Annotated in this window: 16 protein-coding genes and 1 pseudogene; 16 read left to right on the plus strand and 1 reads right to left on the minus strand. The window is 52.7% G+C overall.

Going from position 1 to position 19446, the window contains the following annotated elements:
- The first annotated feature begins 5 nt into the window (after nt 1-5).
- From cdsA to accA, 11 genes are all read left to right on the plus strand, one after another.
- Nucleotides 6-866, plus strand: a complete 861-nt coding sequence (gene cdsA, locus FEM41_RS10030; RefSeq protein ID WP_138095844.1) for a phosphatidate cytidylyltransferase — start codon at nt 6-8, stop codon at nt 864-866.
- 14 nt (nt 867-880) lie between these two features.
- Nucleotides 881-2233 carry a sigma E protease regulator RseP gene (gene rseP, locus FEM41_RS10035; RefSeq protein ID WP_138095845.1) on the plus strand — a complete coding sequence of 451 codons (1353 nt, stop codon included), beginning with the start codon at nt 881-883 and terminating at the stop codon, nt 2231-2233.
- Nucleotides 2234-2267: 34 nt separating this feature from the next.
- A complete protein-coding gene (gene bamA, locus FEM41_RS10040; protein ID WP_138095846.1) occupies nt 2268-4673 on the plus strand; it encodes an outer membrane protein assembly factor BamA in 2406 nt (801 codons plus the stop codon).
- 120 nt (nt 4674-4793) lie between these two features.
- Entirely contained in the window at nt 4794-5273 is a 480-nt protein-coding gene (gene skp / locus FEM41_RS10045) for a molecular chaperone Skp (protein WP_138095847.1), read from the plus strand.
- 3 nt (nt 5274-5276) lie between these two features.
- Nucleotides 5277-6299 (plus strand): UDP-3-O-(3-hydroxymyristoyl)glucosamine N-acyltransferase, encoded by a 1023-nt coding sequence (gene lpxD, locus FEM41_RS10050; protein ID WP_138095848.1) that lies wholly within the window; start codon nt 5277-5279, stop codon nt 6297-6299.
- A gap of 130 nt (nt 6300-6429) precedes the next feature.
- Entirely contained in the window at nt 6430-6885 is a 456-nt protein-coding gene (gene fabZ, locus FEM41_RS10055; protein ID WP_138095849.1) for a 3-hydroxyacyl-ACP dehydratase FabZ, read from the plus strand.
- Between the two features lie 3 nt (nt 6886-6888).
- Complete coding sequence (lpxA, locus tag FEM41_RS10060; RefSeq protein ID WP_138095850.1) at nt 6889-7677, plus strand: acyl-ACP--UDP-N-acetylglucosamine O-acyltransferase; 789 nt, start codon at nt 6889-6891, stop codon at nt 7675-7677.
- A 15-nt stretch (nt 7678-7692) separates the two neighbouring features.
- A complete protein-coding gene (gene lpxB, locus FEM41_RS10065) occupies nt 7693-8841 on the plus strand; it encodes a lipid-A-disaccharide synthase (RefSeq protein ID WP_138095851.1) in 1149 nt (382 codons plus the stop codon).
- Complete coding sequence (gene rnhB / locus FEM41_RS10070; RefSeq protein ID WP_138095852.1) at nt 8838-9434, plus strand: ribonuclease HII; 597 nt, start codon at nt 8838-8840, stop codon at nt 9432-9434. Before lpxB ends, rnhB begins: the two co-directional genes overlap by 4 nt.
- A gap of 21 nt (nt 9435-9455) precedes the next feature.
- Complete coding sequence (gene dnaE, locus FEM41_RS10075) at nt 9456-12938, plus strand: DNA polymerase III subunit alpha (RefSeq protein WP_138095853.1); 3483 nt, start codon at nt 9456-9458, stop codon at nt 12936-12938.
- 12 nt (nt 12939-12950) lie between these two features.
- Entirely contained in the window at nt 12951-13910 is a 960-nt protein-coding gene (accA, locus tag FEM41_RS10080; protein ID WP_138095854.1) for an acetyl-CoA carboxylase carboxyl transferase subunit alpha, read from the plus strand.
- Between the two features lie 151 nt (nt 13911-14061).
- Here accA and FEM41_RS24865 read toward each other — a convergent pair.
- Nucleotides 14062-14212 (minus strand): annotated as a pseudogene (locus FEM41_RS24865) (IS3 family transposase); the annotation flags it as partial.
- Between the two features lie 413 nt (nt 14213-14625).
- Between FEM41_RS24865 and FEM41_RS10085 the strand changes: the two are divergent.
- Genes FEM41_RS10085 through FEM41_RS10105 form a run of 5 tightly spaced genes read left to right on the plus strand, consistent with a single transcriptional unit; the run spans nt 14626 to nt 19445 of the window.
- Nucleotides 14626-15075 carry an acyl carrier protein gene (locus FEM41_RS10085; RefSeq protein WP_168198777.1) on the plus strand — a complete coding sequence of 150 codons (450 nt, stop codon included), beginning with the start codon at nt 14626-14628 and terminating at the stop codon, nt 15073-15075.
- A gap of 56 nt (nt 15076-15131) precedes the next feature.
- Entirely contained in the window at nt 15132-16403 is a 1272-nt protein-coding gene (locus tag FEM41_RS10090) for a beta-ketoacyl synthase N-terminal-like domain-containing protein (protein WP_138095856.1), read from the plus strand.
- On the plus strand, nt 16400-17449 hold the full coding sequence (locus tag FEM41_RS10095; RefSeq protein WP_138095857.1) for a beta-ketoacyl synthase N-terminal-like domain-containing protein: 1050 nt from the start codon (nt 16400-16402) through the stop codon (nt 17447-17449). Before FEM41_RS10090 ends, FEM41_RS10095 begins: the two co-directional genes overlap by 4 nt.
- Nucleotides 17450-17463: 14 nt before the next feature.
- Nucleotides 17464-18735: a beta-ketoacyl-[acyl-carrier-protein] synthase family protein gene (locus FEM41_RS10100; RefSeq protein WP_138095858.1), complete on the plus strand. Its 1272-nt coding sequence runs from the start codon at nt 17464-17466 to the stop codon at nt 18733-18735.
- Complete coding sequence (locus FEM41_RS10105) at nt 18735-19445, plus strand: hypothetical protein (RefSeq protein WP_138095859.1); 711 nt, start codon at nt 18735-18737, stop codon at nt 19443-19445. Before FEM41_RS10100 ends, FEM41_RS10105 begins: the two co-directional genes overlap by 1 nt.
- Nucleotide 19446: the final 1 nt, after the last annotated feature.

The following is a 19446-nucleotide window of genomic DNA, read 5'->3' on the forward strand; positions in this document are numbered from 1 at the left end:
AGCTTTTGCTGAAGTATCGCCTGATTTCCGCTTTAATTCTGATTCCCGCGGTGATCGCCGCGCTATTGTGGCTACCGCCGGTTGGCTTCGCGATTACTCTGCTTGTGGTCTGTATGCTGGCCGCCTGGGAGTGGGGGCAACTGAGTGGGTTTAAAAGCCGTTCGCAGCGGGTCTGGCTGGCGGTACTCTGCGGCCTGATATTAGCCGCCATGCTCTATACCCTGCCTGAATATCATCACCATAGCGCGCAGCTGCCGCTGATTTCCGGTATCCTCTGGGCTTCACTGGCCTGGTGGATTGTGGCGCTGGTGCTGGTCCTGTTTTATCCCGCTTCTGCGGGAAGATGGCGCAATTCGCGCGTTCTGCGTCTGGTTTTCGGCGTAATGACCATCGTGCCCTTTTTCTGGGGGATGCTGGTACTGCGCAACTGGCACTACGATGTTAATCACTACACCGGAGCTATCTGGCTGCTGTATGTGATGCTGCTGGTATGGGGAGCCGATTCAGGCGCCTATGTCTTCGGTAAGATGTTCGGCCGCCATAAGCTGGCGCCGCGGGTGTCGCCGGGGAAGACCTGGCAGGGGTTTATCGGCGGACTGTTCACCTCTGCGGTCATTGCCTGGCTGTTCGGCTCCTGGGCCAACCTGGAAGTGGCGCCGACCACGCTGTTTGTCTGCTCTATTTTTGCTGCCCTGGCTTCGGTACTGGGCGATTTAACGGAAAGTATGTTTAAACGTGAAGCGGATATTAAGGATAGTGGTCACCTGATTCCCGGTCACGGTGGTATTCTGGATCGCATCGATAGCCTGACGGCGGCGGTGCCGGTTTTCGCCTGTCTGTTACTGCTGGTTTTCAGAACGGTTTAAAGGGACATTTCGCTATGCTGAGCATCCTATGGAATCTGGCGGCTTTTATCGTTGCGCTTGGTGTGTTGATCACCGTGCATGAGTTTGGCCATTTCTGGGTTGCCCGGCGCTGTGGCGTGCGCGTGGAACGCTTCTCTATCGGTTTCGGCAAAGCGCTGTGGCGCAGGGTCGATAAGCAGGGAACCGAATTTGTTATCGCCCTAATCCCTCTGGGCGGCTATGTCAAAATGCTGGATGAGCGCGTGGAGCCGGTGCTACCGGAGATGCGCCATCAGGCCTTCAATAATAAGCGGGTCTCGCAGCGGGCGGCGATTATCGCTGCCGGTCCCATCGCGAATTTCCTGTTTGCCATCATCGCCTACTGGTTGGTTTTCATCATCGGTATCCCCAGCGTTCGTCCGGTTGTTGGTGAAATAACCGCCAGTTCCGTGGCCGCACAGGCACAAATTGCGCCAGGTATGGAACTTAAGGCCGTTGACGGTATCGAAACGCCTGATTGGGATGCAGTTCGTCTCGCTTTTGTCGGCAAGATTGGCGATGCATCGGCCCGGGTAGCGGTGGCGCCCTTTGGCAGCGACCAGGTGAGTGAGAAAACGCTTAATCTGCGGGACTGGCACTTTGAACCAGACCGCCAGGATCCCATCTCCTCGCTGGGTATCATCCCCCGCGGTCCGACGGTTGAACCTGTGTTGGCTCAGGTTCAGGAGCAATCGGCAGCGACTAAAGCCGGTTTGCAAGCTGGCGACAGGATCGTTAAAGTCGATGGTCAGCCGCTGAAAGAGTGGATGACGTTTGTTAAGCTGGTGCGCGATAATCCGGGGCGCCAGCTAGAGATAGAAGTCGAAAGGCAAGGGAAGACCTTGTCTTTAACGCTGATACCGGATACAAAACCGGGTAAAGCGAAGGCGGAAGGTTTTGCAGGGGTCGTACCACAGGTCACCCCGCTGCCAGACGAGTACAAGACAGTGCGCCAGTATGGGCCGTTTACCGCTGTCGTCGAAGCCACGGACAAGACATGGCAGTTGATGAAGCTGACGGTTAACATGCTGGGGAAATTAATAACCGGTGACGTAAAACTGAACAACCTCAGTGGGCCAATCTCGATTGCCCAGGGGGCGGGGATGTCAGCGGACTACGGGTTGATCTACTTCCTGATGTTTCTGGCGCTGATTAGCGTCAATCTGGGAATTATTAACCTGTTCCCGCTGCCTGTTCTGGACGGTGGACATCTGCTGTTTCTGGCGATTGAGAAGCTGAAAGGCGGGCCGGTTTCCGAGCGAGTTCAAGACTTTAGTTATCGCATTGGCTCAATTTTGCTGGTGTTGTTAATGGGGCTTGCACTTTTCAATGATTTCTCTCGGTTATAAGAGAGATTTGGGTTAGGAAGAACGCATAACAACGATGGCGATGAAAAAGTTGCTCATAGCGTCGCTGCTCTTCAGCAGCGCCACCGTATACGGTGCAGACGGGTTCGTAGTGAGAGATATTCATTTCGAAGGCCTGCAGCGAGTCGCCGTTGGTGCGGCCCTCCTCAGCATGCCGGTGCGCGTTGGCGATACGGTAACGGACGATGATATCGGTAATACCATCCGCTCACTGTTTGCCACCGGTAACTTCGAAGATGTGCGGGTACTGCGCGACGGCGATACGCTGCTGGTTCAGGTGAAGGAGCGTCCAACCATCGCCAGCATTACTTTCTCCGGCAACAAGTCGGTGAAGGACGATATGCTGAAGCAGAACCTGGAAGCCTCAGGCGTGCGCGTGGGGGAATCTCTGGATCGCACCACCCTGTCCGATATCGAGAAAGGGCTGGAGGATTTCTACTACAGCGTGGGTAAATACAGCGCCAGCGTGAAAGCTGTTGTCACGCCGCTGCCGCGTAACCGCGTCGACCTGAAACTGGTGTTCCAGGAAGGGGTTTCGGCCAGGATCCAGCAGATCAACATTGTGGGTAACCACGCCTACAGCACCGAAGAGCTGATCTCGAATTTCCAACTGCGCGACGAGGTTCCCTGGTGGAACGTGGTCGGCGATCGTAAATACCAGAAGCAGAAGCTGGCGGGCGACCTCGAAACCCTGCGCAGTTTCTACCTCGATCGCGGCTATGCGCGCTTCAATATCGACTCTACTCAGGTCAGCCTGACGCCGGACAAAAAAGGCATCTACATTACCGTGAACATCACTGAAGGCCAGCAGTACAAGCTGTCGGGCGTTCAGGTCAACGGTAATCTGGCGGGCCACTCAGCGGAAATCGAAAAGCTGACCAAAATCGAGCCAGGCGAACTCTATAACGGCACTAAAGTGACCCGCATGGAGGACGACATTAAGAAACTGCTCGGTCGCTATGGTTATGCTTACCCGCGCGTTCAGACTCAACCAGAGATCAACGATGCCGACAAGACAGTTAAACTGCACGTCAGCGTCGATGCCGGCAACCGTTACTACGTGCGTAAGATTCGATTCGAAGGTAACGACACCTCCAAGGATTCCGTACTGCGTCGCGAAATGCGCCAGATGGAAGGGGCGTGGCTGGGTAGTAACCTGGTCGACCAGGGGAAAGAGCGTCTGAACCGTACCGGTTACTTCGAAACCGTGGATACCGAGACTCAGCGCGTGCCGGGTAGCCCGGACCAGGTAGACGTGGTCTACAAGGTGAAAGAGCGTAACACCGGTAGTCTGAACTTTGGTATCGGTTACGGTACTGAGAGTGGCGTGAGCTTCCAGGCGGGTGTTCAGCAGGATAACTGGCTGGGTACGGGCTATTCGGTCGGGATCAACGGTACCAAGAACGACTACCAGACTTACGCGGAACTCGCGGTCACCAACCCGTACTTTACGGTGGATGGGGTGAGTCTGGGTGGTCGTCTGTTCTACAACGACTTTAAAGCGGATGATGCGGATCTCTCCACGTACACCAACAAGAGCTACGGCCTTGACGGTACGCTGGGCTTCCCGATCAACGAATACAACACGCTGCGCGTCGGTCTGGGCTATGTCCACAACGACCTTTCCGATATGCAGCCTCAGGTTGCGATGTGGCGTTATCTGAATGCCCAGGGTGAACATCCGTCCAACTCAGGTAAGGATGATGACTTCTCGGCGGACGATTTCACCTTTAACTACGGCTGGACCTTCAACAACCTTGACCGTGGTTACTTCCCGACCAAAGGTTCACGCGTTAACCTGAATGGTAAAGTGACCATTCCGGGCTCCGACAACGAGTTCTATAAGGTAACGCTGGATACCGCGACCTACATGCCTATCGATCAGGATCGCAAGTGGGTGGTACTGGGTCGTACCCGTTGGGGCTACGGCGACGGTCTGGGCGGTAAAGAGCTGCCGTTCTACGAGAACTTCTACGCCGGTGGTTCCAGCACGGTGCGCGGCTTCCAGTCTAACAACATCGGTCCGAAGGCCGCTTACTATGGCCCGGATAACCGCTACTGTTCCGGATCGGCGGTCTGTGAATCTGACGATGCTATCGGCGGTAACGCCATGGGCGTGGCCAGCCTTGAGCTGATCACCCCGACGCCGTTCCTGAGCGAGAAGTACGCCAACTCGGTGCGTACCTCTTTCTTCGTGGATGCAGGTACGGTCTGGGATACCGAGTGGAATGATACCGCGCAAACCCGCGCAGCCGGTATTCCGGACTACAGCGATCCGAGCAACATTCGTATGTCTGCCGGTATCGCCGTACAGTGGATGTCGCCGCTGGGGCCGTTGGTCTTCTCTTACGCTCAGCCGTTCAAGAAGTACGATGGCGACAAAGCGGAGCAGTTCCAGTTTAATATCGGTAAAACCTGGTAACGTCGCCGAAAAAAAGGCGCACGTTTCAGTATAGCGAAGGCTCCGGGCGGGAATACCCCCTGCCGGAGTCCGCATAAAACGGGTACCTGCGGGTACGTATGGGATGGTAAGGAGTTTATAGTGAAAAAGTGGTTTATTGCTGCAGGTCTTGGTCTGGCTATGGCTGCATCTGCACAGGCTGCGGATACCATCGCTGTGGTTAACATGGCGAATCTGTTTCAGCAGGTAGCCCAGAGCACCGGGACCACCAAAACGCTGGAGAACGAATTCAAAGGCCGTGCGAGCGAACTGCAGACTATGGAAAGCAGCCTGCAATCCAAAATGCAGCGTCTGCAGAATTCCAAAGGCAAGAATAGCAGCCTGGAAAAAGAAGTCATGGCCGATCGCGAGAAGTTCTCTGCCAAAGCGCAGGCCTTCGAGCAGGATCGCGCTCGTCGCTCCAACGAAGAACGCGGCAAACTGGTGACTCGTATCCAGACTGCTGTGAAGAAAGTGGCTGACGATAAAGATATCGACGTGGTTCTGGATGCCAACAGCATCGCCTACCACGGTAGCGATGTTAAAGATATCACCGCTGATGTGCTGAAGCAGGTTAAATAATTCATGCCTTCAATTCGACTGGCTGACCTTGCACAGCAGCTGGATGCCGAATTGCACGGCGATGGCGATATCGCCATCGCCGGTGTGGCATCTATGCAGTCTGCGGTTGCGGGGCAGATTACATTTATGGTTAATCCCCGCTACCGTGAGCAGTTGGCGGATTGCCAGGCGTCTGCGATCGTTATGACGGAAGCCGACCTCCCTTATGCCCGGAGTGCGGCACTGATCGTTAAAAATCCCTACCTGACTTACGCGCGCATGGCGCAGATTCTGGACACCACGCCAAAACCCGCGCAGAATATCGCGCCTGCTGCTGTGATCGACCCGAGCGCGAAGCTTGGAAACAATGTGGCGGTCGGCGCCAACGCTGTGATTGAATCCGGTGTGGTGCTGGGCGACGACGCGATCGTCGGCCCGGGGTGCTTTGTGGGAAAAAATACCCGCATTGGCGCTGGCACGCGACTGTGGGCCAATGTCACCGTTTACCATGAAGTGGAAATCGGCGAACAGTGCCTGGTGCAGTCTGGTACCGTTATCGGGTCCGATGGCTTTGGCTATGCCAACGATCGCGGTAACTGGGTGAAGATCCCGCAGCTAGGCCGGGTGATCATCGGCGATCGGGTAGAGATTGGTGCCTGCACCACTATCGACCGCGGTGCGCTGGACGATACTCTGATTGGCAACGGCGTCATTATTGATAACCAGTGTCAGATTGCACATAACGTGGTGATTGGCGACAATACCGCGGTTGCAGGCGGCGTCATTATGGCGGGCAGCCTGAAAATTGGTCGCTACTGTATGATTGGCGGTGCCAGTGTGATCAATGGTCACATGGAGATCTGCGATAAGGTGACCGTAACGGGTATGGGCATGGTGATGCGCCCCATTACGGAACCCGGTGTTTATTCATCAGGTATTCCGCTGCAACCTAATAAAGTCTGGCGTAAAACCGCAGCGCTGGTGATGAATATCGATGAGATGAGCAAACGCCTCAAGGCGGTAGAGCGAAAAGTTAATCAGGACTAAGTCCACCGCACCGCTCACTCATTACACCTGAATACAGAGCCAGATTCGCGGCCTGCCAGCGATCTCCGGATCGCCGCGGGCCGTGTTATTATTGTCCCTTATGTAATGTACATTTGACAGGAAGAGTATTTTGAATACTGACACACATACTCTGCGCATTGAAGAGATTCTGGAGCTTCTGCCGCATCGTTTTCCGTTCTTGCTGGTTGACCGCGTACTGGATTTCGAAGAAGGCCGCTTTCTGCGCGCGGTGAAGAATGTTTCGGTTAATGAGCCGTTTTTCCAGGGGCATTTCCCTGGTAAACCGATTTTCCCTGGCGTGCTGATTCTTGAAGCAATGGCGCAGGCCACCGGTATTCTGGCGTTTAAAAGCGTTGGCAAACTGGAGCCGGGTGAACTGTACTACTTTGCCGGCATCGACGAGGCTCGCTTCAAGCGCCCTGTCTCTCCTGGCGATCAGATGATCATGGAAGTGACCTTTGAAAAGACTCGCCGCGGTTTGACGCGTTTTAAAGGCGTGGCGACAGTTGACGGTAAGGTTGTCTGTGAAGCGACCATGATGTGTGCCCGTAACCGGGAGGCCTAATTCGTGATTGATAAATCCGCCTTTATTCATCCCACCGCCATTGTGGAAGAGGGGGCCGTTATCGGCGCCGGAGTCCATATTGGCCCGTACTCGCTGGTTGGTCCGAACGTTGAGATCGGCGAAGGCACCGTGCTGAAATCGCACGTTGTCGTTAACGGCCATACCAAAATCGGCCGCGACAATCAGATCTTCCAGTTCGCCTCTATTGGTGAAGTGAATCAGGATCTGAAGTACGCGAACGAACCGACGCGTGTGGAGATTGGCGATCGCAACCGCATTCGCGAAAGCGTCACCATCCATCGCGGTACCGCGCAAGGGGGGGAATTGACGAAGGTGGGTAGCGATAACCTGCTGATGATCAATGCCCATGTGGCGCATGACTGTCAGGTAGGCGATCGCTGTATCCTCGCGAACAATGCGACGCTGGCCGGCCATGTCACCGTGGACGATTACGCCATCATTGGCGGCATGACCGCGGTACATCAGTTCTGCATCATCGGTGCCCATGTCATGGTCGGGGGCTGTTCCGGCGTAGCGCAGGACGTGCCGCCCTACGTGATTGCTCAGGGCAACCATGCGACGCCCTTCGGCGTTAATATCGAAGGGCTGAAGCGCCGCGGCTTCAGCAAAGAGGCGCTACATGCCATCCGCAACGCTTATAAGTTGCTGTACCGTAGTGGAAAAACCCTGGATGAAGCTCGCCCGGAAATTGAAGCTCTGGCGGCTAAGCACCCTGAAGTTCAGCCTTTTGTGGCGTTCTTTGAACGTTCCACTCGCGGTCTGATTCGCTAGGGTGTCGCCACGCCAATGAAAACGGGTCGTCCTCTTACTATCGCCCTGGTCGCCGGAGAAACCTCCGGCGATATTCTTGGTGCCGGTCTGATCCGCGCGCTGAAGGCTAAAGTACCGGATGCGCGCTTCGTTGGCGTGGTGGGGCCGCTGATGCAGGCGGAAGGCTGCGAAGCCTGGTATGAGATGGAAGAGCTGGCGGTGATGGGCATTGTCGAAGTGCTTGGCCGTCTGCGCCGTCTGCTTCAGATTCGCGCCGATCTGACCCGCCGCTTTAGCGAATTGCAGCCGGATGTCTTTGTCGGTATCGATGCGCCGGACTTCAACATCACTCTGGAAGGAAAACTTAAACAGCGCGGCATTAAGACTATTCACTACGTCAGCCCCTCCGTTTGGGCGTGGCGTCAGAAACGCGTTTTCAAAATAGGGCGAGCCACCGATCTGGTGCTGGCTTTTCTGCCTTTTGAAAAAGCGTTTTACGATCGATTCAACGTTCCCTGCCGCTTTATCGGTCACACCATGGCGGATGCCATGCCGCTGGATCCCGATAAAAACGGTGCCCGTGACGTGCTGGGTATTGCCCATGAGGCCCGCTGCCTGGCGCTGTTACCTGGTAGCCGCGGGGCGGAAGTTGAGATGCTTAGCGCCGACTTTCTGAAGACTGCTCAGCTGCTGCGCAGCCATTTTCCCGACCTTGAAGTACTGGTTCCGCTGGTGAACAGCAAACGCCGCGAGCAGTTTGAGCGTATCCTGGCCGAGGTGGCGCCAGAGCTGCCGGTGCGACTGCTGGACGGACAGGCCCGCGAGGCGATGATTGCCAGCGATGCCGCGCTGCTGGCATCCGGCACTGCCGCGCTGGAATGTATGCTGGCAAAATGTCCAATGGTGGTGGGTTATCGTATGAAGCCTTTCACCTTCTGGCTGGCGAAGCGGCTGGTGAAAACCGATTATGTGTCGCTGCCTAACCTGCTGGCCGGGCGTGAGCTGGTGAAAGAGCTGCTCCAGGAGGAGTGTGAGCCGCAATTACTGGCCCAGGCATTGACTCCGTTGCTTGAAGAGAGTGAAACGCGCCACGAAATGCATGATATCTTCCGCCAGTTGCATGAGCAGATCCGCTGTAACGCGGATGAGCAGGCGGCACAAGCGGTACTGGAGCTGGCGCAATGATGGAATTTGTCTATCCCCACACCCGGCTGGTGGCCGGGGTTGACGAAGTTGGGCGCGGCCCGCTGGTTGGCGCCGTGGTGACCGCTGCGGTGATCCTCGATCCCGAACGCCCCATTGCCGGGCTGGCGGATTCGAAAAAACTCTCCGAGAAGCGTCGTCAGGCGTTACATGATGAGATTTGCGAAAAGGCGTTGGCCTGGAGTCTGGGGCGCGCTGAACCCCATGAGATCGATCAGCTTAATATCCTGCATGCCACCATGCTCGCCATGCAGCGCGCCGTGGCCGGGTTGGCGATTGCGCCGGAGTATGTGCTGATCGACGGCAATCGCTGTCCAACTCTGCCAGTGCCCAGCATGGCGGTGATCAAAGGAGACGGCCTGGTGGCGGAAATCAGCGCCGCCTCGATTATCGCTAAAGTTTCCCGCGATCGCGAAATGGCGGAACTGGATCGCGCGTTCCCCGAATACGGCTTTGCGAAACATAAAGGCTATCCAACGGCCTTACACTTAGAGAAACTGGCGCAGTACGGCGCCACGGAACACCATCGCCGCAGCTTTGCGCCCGTCAAACGTGCCCTGGGCCTGAGCGCCTGACTGCGTTAACCGGAAAGAGATATGGCTGAACCACGTTTTGTCCACCTGCGGATACACAGTGACTACTCCATGATCGATGGCCTGGCGAAGGTGGGGCCGCTGGTGAAAAAAGCGGCTGCCCTTGGCATGCCATCGATGGCGATTACCGACTTCACCAACCTGTGTGGTCTGGTGAAGTTTTACGGCGGGGCTCACGGCGCCGGAATGAAGCCGCTGGTGGGCGCCGACTTCCATATGGTCAACGAGCTACTGGGTGATGAACCCGTCGAACTGACCGTGCTGGCGATGAATAACGTTGGCTATCAGAACCTGACCCTGCTTATTTCTCGCGCCTATCAGCGTGGCTATGGCGCCGCGGGTCCCTTAATTGACCGAGACTGGCTGGTAGAGCTGAATGAGGGGCTGATCGTGCTGTCCGGCGCCCGCCGGGGCGATGTGGGTATCAGCCTGCTGCGCGGTAACGATGCCCTGGTTGAACAGTGTCTGGCATTCTGGCAGGAGCACTTCCCCGAACGCTACTATCTGGAGCTGATTCGAACCGGGCGCGCGGATGAAGAAAGCTATCTGCACGCTGCCGTTCGCCTGGCGGAAGACCGTGGGATACCGGTGGTCGCGACTAACGACGTGCGCTTCCTGGTCGCCGACGATTTCGACGCCCATGAAATTCGCGTTGCCATTCACGATGGCTATACCCTGGACGATCCCAAGCGGCCGCGTAATTATTCCAGCCAGCAGTATCTGCGCAGTGAAGATGAGATGTGCGAGCTGTTTGCCGACATCCCCGAAGCGCTGGAAAACAGCGTGGAGATCGCCAAACGCTGCAACGTGACGGTACGACTGGGCGAGTACTTCCTGCCGCAGTTCCCCACCGGTGATATGACTACCGAAGATTTCCTGGTGGCGAAATCCCGTGAAGGCCTTGAGGAGCGCCTGGAATTTCTCTACCCGGATCCGGAAGAGCGGGCCCAGCGTCGCCCTCCCTATGATGAACGTCTGGAGATCGAACTCCAGGTAATCAACCAGATGGGGTTCCCCGGCTACTTCCTGATCGTGATGGAGTTTATCCAGTGGTCGAAGGATAACGGCGTGCCGGTAGGGCCTGGACGAGGATCCGGCGCCGGTTCGCTGGTGGCCTATGCGCTGAAAATCACCGATCTCGACCCGTTGGAGTTCGATCTGCTGTTCGAACGCTTCCTGAACCCGGAACGTGTCTCGATGCCCGACTTCGACGTCGACTTCTGTATGGAGAAGCGCGACCAGGTCATTGAGCACGTCGCGGACATGTACGGCCGCGACGCGGTATCGCAGATTATCACCTTCGGTACCATGGCCGCTAAAGCGGTTATCCGCGACGTAGGCCGGGTACTGGGCCATCCCTATGGCTTTGTCGACAGGATCTCCAAACTGGTGCCGCCAGACCCGGGCATGACCCTGGCAAAAGCCTTCGAGGCGGAGCCTCAACTGCCGGAGATCTACGAGGCGGACGAAGAGGTGAAGGCGCTTATCGACATGGCGCGTAAGCTGGAAGGGGTCACCCGTAACGCCGGTAAACACGCCGGTGGTGTGGTGATCGCGCCTACCAAAATCACCGACTTTGCGCCGCTCTACTGCGACGAAGAGGGGCGCCATCCGGTCACCCAGTTCGACAAGAACGACGTGGAATATGCCGGGCTGGTGAAGTTCGACTTCCTGGGGCTGCGTACCCTGACCATCATCAACTGGGCGCTGGAGATGATCAACGCCCGGCGTGAAAAGCAGGGCGAACCGCCGCTGGATATCGCCGCCATTCCGCTGGACGATAAAAAGAGCTTCGATATGCTGCAACGCTCGGAAACCACGGCGGTATTCCAGCTTGAATCGCGCGGCATGAAGGATCTGATCAAGCGCCTGCAGCCTGACTGCTTCGAAGATATGATAGCCCTGGTGGCCCTGTTCCGACCGGGGCCGCTGCAGTCCGGGATGGTGGATAACTTTATCGACCGTAAGCACGGGCGCGAGGAGATCTCTTACCCGGATATTCAGTGGCAGCACGATAGCCTGAAGCCGGTACTGGAGCCAACTTATGGCATCATCCTCTATCAGGAACAGGTGATGCAGATAGCCCAGGTGCTTTCGGGCTATACCCTGGGCGGCGCGGATATGCTGCGTCGCGCTATGGGTAAGAAAAAGCCGGAAGAGATGGCCAAGCAGCGTTCCAGTTTTGAAGACGGGGCGAAAAAGAACGGCATCGACGGCGAACTGGCGATGAAAATCTTCGACCTTGTGGAGAAGTTCGCTGGTTACGGCTTTAACAAATCGCACTCCGCCGCCTATGCGCTGGTGTCATATCAGACTCTGTGGCTTAAGGCACACTATCCCGCTGAATTTATGGCGGCGGTGATGACCGCCGATATGGATAACACCGATAAAGTGGTGGGACTGGTGGATGAGTGCTGGCGTATGGGACTGAAGATCCTGCCGCCGGACATCAATTCCGGGCTGTATCATTTCCACGTGAATGATGACGGTGAAATTGTCTACGGTATCGGCGCCATCAAAGGGGTGGGCGAAGGTCCTATCGAAGCGATTATTGAGGCGCGTAACAACGGCGGCTATTTCCGTGAGTTGTTCGATCTCTGCGCCCGTACCGATATCAAGAAGATCAACCGCCGGGTGATGGAAAAGCTCATCATGTCCGGCGCCTTCGATCGCCTTGGGCCGCATCGCGCTGCGCTGATGAATTCGCTGGGGGATGCCCTTAAAGCGGCGGATCAGCATGCTAAAGCCGAGGCCATTGGCCAGGCCGATATGTTTGGCGTGCTGGCGGAAGCGCCGGAGCAGGTGGAGCAGTCCTACTCGAACTGCCTGCCCTGGCCGGAACAGCAGCAGCTCGACGGTGAGCGCGAAACCCTGGGACTGTATCTGACGGGCCACCCCATCAATCAGTACCTGAAAGAGATCGAGCGATACGTCGGCGGTGTGCGTCTGAAAGACATGCACCCGACGGATCGTGGGAAGGTGACCACGGCGGCGGGACTGGTGCTCGCTGCCCGTATTATGATCACTAAGCGGGGAAACCGCATCGGCATCTGCACCCTTGATGACCGTTCCGGACGCCTGGAGGTCATGTTATTCTCTGAGGCGCTGGAAAAATACCAGCAACTGCTGGAAAAAGACCGTATCCTGATCGTCAGCGGACAGGTCAGCTTTGATGACTTCAGCGGTGGGCTTAAAATGATGGCCCGGGAAGTGATGGACATTGACGAGGCTCGCGAAAAGTATGCGCGCGGGCTTGCTATCTCGCTGACGGACAGGCAAATTGATGACCAGCTTTTAAACCGACTCCGTCAATCTCTGGAACCCCATCGTTCGGGGACCATTCCAGTGCATCTCTACTATCAGAGGGCGGATGCGCGTGCACGGCTGCGGTTTGGCGCTGCATGGCGCGTGTCGCCCAGCGATCGTTTACTTAACGATCTGCGCGGTCTGATAGGTTCGGAGCAGGTGGAACTGGAGTTTGACTAATACAGGAATACTATGAGTCTGAATTTCCTTGATTTTGAACAGCCGATTGCAGAACTGGAAGCGAAAATCGATTCCTTAACAGCGGTCGGCCGTCAGGACGAAAAACTGGATATTAATATCGACGAAGAGGTGCATCGTCTGCGCGAAAAGAGCGTAGAGCTGACCCGTAAAATCTTCGCCGATCTCGGCGCCTGGCAGATTGCCCAGCTGGCGCGTCATCCATTGCGTCCTTATACCCTGGACTATGTGCGTATGGCGTTCGACGACTTCGACGAACTGGCCGGCGATCGCGCATATGCAGATGACAAAGCCATCGTCGGCGGTATTGCCCGTCTGGATGGTCGTCCGGTAATGGTCATTGGCCACCAGAAAGGGCGTGAAACCAAAGAGAAGATTCGTCGCAACTTTGGTATGCCTGCGCCGGAAGGCTATCGCAAAGCGCTGCGCCTAATGGAGATGGCCGAGCGTTTTAATATGCCGATCGTTACCTTTATCGACACCCCGGGGGCTTATCCGGGCGTGGGAGCGGAAGAGCGCGGCCAGTCAGAAGCCATTGCCCGCAATCTGCGTGAAATGTCCGGGCTGACGGTGCCGGTTATCTGTACCGTTATCGGCGAAGGCGGCTCCGGCGGCGCTCTGGCGATTGGCGTGGGTGATAAGGTCAATATGCTGCAGTACAGCACCTATTCGGTAATCTCACCGGAAGGCTGTGCCTCCATTCTGTGGAAGAGCGCAGATAAAGCGCCGCTGGCGGCAGAAGCCATGGGCATTATCGCTGAGCGTCTGAAAGAGCTGAAGCTTATCGACACCGTGATTCCGGAGCCGCTGGGCGGTGCCCATCGTAATCCGGAAACGATGGCGGAATCGCTGAAGGCCCAGCTACTGGCCGATCTGGCTGACCTGGACGTACTGGGTAAAGACGATCTGCTTAATCGCCGCTATCAGCGCCTGATGAGTTACGGTTACGCCTGATTAACGTGTATGTCGATAAAAGAGCCGATTTATCCGGCCCTTCAGGTTGAGGACAAAGAGGGAAAAGGCATGGTTTTTCCCTCTTTGTGGTCATCGACCTGGTTTTGGCTTTGTCTGGATTTGCCCTATATATCCAGAGGTCTTTTCTCTCTTACGGTTGGGATAACTTCCTGCGTATATATTCCTGTGGTGAGCGATATCCCGGTGTACTGTGCGGGTGATATTCGCTGTACTGGCTGAACGTCACCGCCAGCTTCGCCACTGCCATCCGGTTTCGGCATCATGCTGATGTAATCCCGCTCTGACTCCCATCTCAGCAACGCCCACACGCGATACACCGGCAGACGTCGGTTATTCGTCGTCCCCGGGCAGCAAGGGCGCATGCGCAATCCATTTTTTGTTAACAGCTACTTAACTATATGCTTATTGCATATAATTAAGTTATTAAAAATAATTTGGAATATTCTTGAAGACATAGATATCTATAATTTTATTGCGTGATCAGTATCACATTTCTAAAGATGTAAAAATTAACTTCTATTTTGGTCGCTTGACCTAACAATCGGTCCATGATATTCATTTAACATCAGGGTATAAATGTATTTCTAATTTTATACTCATAAAACTAAATGGAGAATTGATATAGACGGTATTTAAATTAGGATGTTCTCAGCTACTGAGTAATAGTGCTGATTTTTTAATTAAGGAAATGATTATGAAAAAATATTTGGATTTGGTTCGTGTTGAAACCGCAAAAGTATTATCTATTGAAGAAAGAGCTATTCTTGATGATTCATCGCTCGTGAATGATCTTGGGGCAGACTCTTTAGATATAATGGACTTAACATACTCTCTGGCGCAAAAGTTTAAAGTCACCATGCCCACTGCCAGCCTCTATCAACATGCTGTTGATAATCTCACGGAGCAAGAACTCGCTGAACTTTTTGATGACAACACCCTTACCCCAAAGGGAAAATTGCTCTTCTCAGAAAGTTGCTATAAATATACCAAAGAACAGTTAAAAGACATTCAAACCCTCGGTGACATATACAGCGAGACTACTATTTCAAACTGGGCTGCATTATGCAAAGCTGTCGCGGAGTCTGAAGCAAAGAATGCTGATCTACTATTAATAGATAATATAAATGTTTTTTTCCAAAAATAATGTCTATACGTGTGCAATTAGCATATTGATCTAAGTAACTATCATATAGAGACACGATGAATAATGTAGCTATTACAGGATATGGCACTGTAGTGCGTAAACTATTAACGCCGGAAAGGCTATTTAATTTATTAGCCGAAGGTGAAACGCTATTGTGCGAAGATGAACGACTCAAAAATTTAGGGGTTTCCCAAGTACCAAGTGTAGCTCTGAATGATATTGAACGGAAAATTATTGTTGAAAAATTGCGCCGCCATGGCATTTTATTGCAGTATGATTCGATAGTTCAGGCGATGGCGTTAAGTGCCATTATCGATGCGCTGGAAATGAGTCAGCTATTAGTCAGTGATTTATCTTCATTAAATCAGGAGCTTTTCTTTGCAAATAATAAATTGCTCCCCTCAATTGAGAAGGTTTATTTGCATGCGGAAGATAAAAGTATAGATGTCCGGTCTGGCGACATTGATATCGAGGAACAGTGCGAAGTTCCACAGGCGACGGTATTTTTTAGAGAGATAGCAAATTATCTAAAATCACCATTCCCGCCGCGAATATATAGCGATGCCTGTACTGCAGGAATGTCAGCATTATATTCAGCTTTTCTCAGTATCCGCCATGGACTCTGTGATGTGGCTATAGTTTGTGCATCCGAAGAAGCGACCCATCCTTTGGTGCAATTGTTGTTCAAAAAAGTTGGAGCTCTTTACAATGGAAAATTTTCACAACCAGACGAAGCTTCACGAGCATTTGATAAAGCTCGAAATGGATGCGTTCTGGCCGATGCCTCAGCATGTCTAATTCTTGAAAGCCAGTCTCATGCACTTGCAAGAAAAGTGCGACCTCTGATTGAAATAAAAGGGATGTACAGGAATTCTGAAGCTCACAAAATGACTTCATCCGATGAAAATGGCGTTAATTATCTGGAGACTATGGCCAATGCTTTGCGCGATGCTGGCATGGCTCCGGAAGATATCCACCATATCAATGCACATGGCACTTCAACAGTCAGTAATGATCAAGCGGAAAGCAAGGCTATCGCTTCCCTTTTTACATCACACTGTCCACCTGTTATTTCCACAAAATCGGCGCTGGGACATTCTTTGGGAGTTAGTGGCCTGCTGGAATGCATTCTCTCATGTGAATCTATATTGCACGATACCATGTTGCCGAGCCTTAACTTCCATGAACAGAGCGCTAAAGACGGTAGGATATTGATTAACACTCAAACCCGCCGTAATGCCCGGGTGAATACAGTATTAAGTAATTCATTTGGATTTGGCGGCGAAAACTGTAGCGCGGTACTGGCGAGAGCAGGAATATATTCATGAAAGTTTATGTAAGCGAAGGGGCAACGCTGTTACCGCCATGTTTTTGTATTGAGGATATAGCCAACGAGTATCCCTTGATGCTGCAACGGAATGACGGCGGTATGTTTATTGAAAACAAAATATCTGACAGCGATTTTCAGTTAAGCAATGTCGACAAAACGGTCAAACGTATCAGCAATCACCAGTCGCGCTGGCTATTACACAGTGGAATTGAAACATGGAACAGCTCATCGATAGGTGAGCTTGTGTCTCCAGAACAGCGAGGGTTATTCCTTGGGCTAGGAACCTGTGACTCGGATGATAAGATTACACCTCTGGGTTTTTCTGAGAAAGATACAAAAAGTTATGTCGCCACAGCGCTAACCAATTTGCAGCCTACAATTGGTCTGACGCTACTCAATACCTCAAGTGCCAGCCAGCTTGCACAGCATCTTGATATCCAGGGTGATAATGCCTTCTTTTCACCGCATAGTGATGCGGGCGCTACCGCCTTAATTGAAGGTTTTCACAGTGTTTACCATCAGAAAAGTAAAGTTGCTCTGTGTGGGGGGGCGAGTCAGAAAATATCAGAATGGTTCTATCTGAGCTATGAAAAAGCACTACGAGAACGAAACTGTTTAAATTTGACTGAGGCCAGTGCATTTATTTTACTTCATAATAATGTAGAACAAGCATCAGCTCACTTGAGTCAAATACGGCGCTCTGTGATTCATGACCAAGCACAGTACCAACATTTTTTAAAACAGTATCATCATACGGCATGTAATTCTCTCACTCTCATTCATACCGGACCAGGTTGTGGCAATTACGATTTTCTGGATCCGAAAGGCAATGTTTTTTCTGACACCCCGGCAATTCAACTTGAGCAGCATTTGGGTTATAGCGGTGCGGCGTCGGTATTCCTTGCTATTAATTATGCCATCCATCGACATAATCGCTGCAAAGTAAGTGCTGGAGTCCGGCCTCCGGCTTTAGTCGATCAGGTTCTGATTATTAATCACGGACTATATGGAAATTGTGCGGCTATGATGCTGAATTTTAATTAGGCCGAGTAAATATAATGTCAAAAGTAAAAAATAGGGTGGTGATCTCCGGGATAGGAATCATAAGTGCTTGGGGACATTGCCATAACACGTTCTGGAGTAATTTATGCGCCGGCCGCTCGGCAATAAAACGCCTGTCGTTAACCGAAGAAACATCATTACCGGTGCGATATGGTGCCCCGGTCGACTTTGAGCATCTTACGGCGGCATTCCCACATCTGCTGCCGCCACCGGGGATCACCGATCGTCGAGGGGTCATGGGGTTAATCGCTGCCGACAAAGCTATTTCTGATGCAGGAATAAATGAACACGAAACCCAGGATATGAGGATGGGGGTTTTTGCTTGTAGTGGTGTAGTAGAAATGCAGGAGGTGGATCGCATTTTATGTAAAGGTAGTTCGTTTCCATTGCAAACCCTGCGCGATAAATATTCCAGTCTGTCACGTTTCTCTGGACTAACTTGCTCAAACGATGGAATGGTTGTAGAAATCGCAAGACGTTATCGCCTTACCGGTCCGATGAGTAATGTGAATGCGGCATGCTCGGGCGGTAGCCATGCAATTGGTCTGGCCTATCGTGCCATACAGCGTGGAGAAGCGGATATTATGCTTTCTGGTGGTGCAGACTCGGTATTAAGTCTGCGTACCTTGATAGGCCTGAAATTACTTGGTGCAACGGCAACGACTGAAAAATGGGGTGAAGCCCTGTGTCGGCCTTTTGATAAATCTCGCAGTGGGTTGGTTGCCGGTGAAGGCGCGGCATTTATGATCCTCGAAAGTGAGGAGCATGCGCTCCGTCGAGGAGCAAATATTTATGCGGAGCTGAAAGGGTATGGATCATCTCTGGATGCTTGGAAACTTACGGCACCTCATCCTGAAGGACGGGGAGCGGAGGCTGCAATTAGAGATGCTCTTTATGATAGCGGTCTTCATCCGGAACAAATTCAGTACATTAATGCTCACGGAACCTCCACGCAGCTAAACGATACCATTGAAACCGCCGTTATACGCAGAATTTTTGAAGGCACTAAAGCTCCTTTGATCTCTTCAACTAAATCAATGACCGGACACTGGATCGCAGCAGCGGGGGCGATTGAAGCGGTTATCACTGCGCTAACTCTGAAGCATAATTTCATTCCGCCGACGATAAACTTATCCACCCCCGATCCTGAATGCGATCTGGATTATGTGGCGAACCATGGGCGTGAGAATCTTGTATCTAATGCCATGAGTAATTCCTTCGGTTTTGGCGGTATTAATACTTGCTTGGTCATGGGAGATTATGAGTAGTGGAAAAAATTGTTGTTGTAGATCATGAGTTTATTATTGGTGATAATGCCGTGAATCCAGTAGAAAAAGAGACATCGCATATTGAACTGACATTAAAAAAGAATCGTCGCTTCTTTTCTATCGGAACCCTCAATGGGATTTTGAGTGCCAAAAAGATGTTTTCCCGTCTGACATTGACTGACGAGCAAATTACCCGTAGCACCGGCATTTATTGTACGCAGTTTGGTTATTTACATCCGGATTTTAACGATCTGTTGGCGAAGATTGATACTCGGGCTCTCGATGACCAGGGGACTCTGTTTAATACTATGTGGTACTCAAATAAAATTAATCCGTTTCTACTCACACGCTCGTTAAGCAATAATCTGCTGGGGCTGGTGTCACAGGAATTTGGAATAAAATCGGACTGTGCCGCTTTCCTTCGCGATAACACTGGGCTACTGGCCGCACTGCGGGAGGCGCAATTGTCATTATATTGTAATAAGGTTGATTATGCTCTGGTGATGGCCTCTGGAGTCGCTGATAAAACATCATCTGAGCAACAAAAAACAGAATTTGGCCTTAGCCTGATGCTAAAACGAGATGATGGAAAAGGAAAATGTCCTACCCTACCTGATTATGATGAATTGCTGAATTACTATCAGACACAAGGGCATTGCGGAAATAATCTTTCATTTGTTCGTAAATTGATTTCAGTCTGCCGACTATAGG

This window comes from Jejubacter calystegiae (assembly GCF_005671395.1).
Lineage (GTDB): Bacteria > Pseudomonadota > Gammaproteobacteria > Enterobacterales > Enterobacteriaceae > Jejubacter > Jejubacter calystegiae.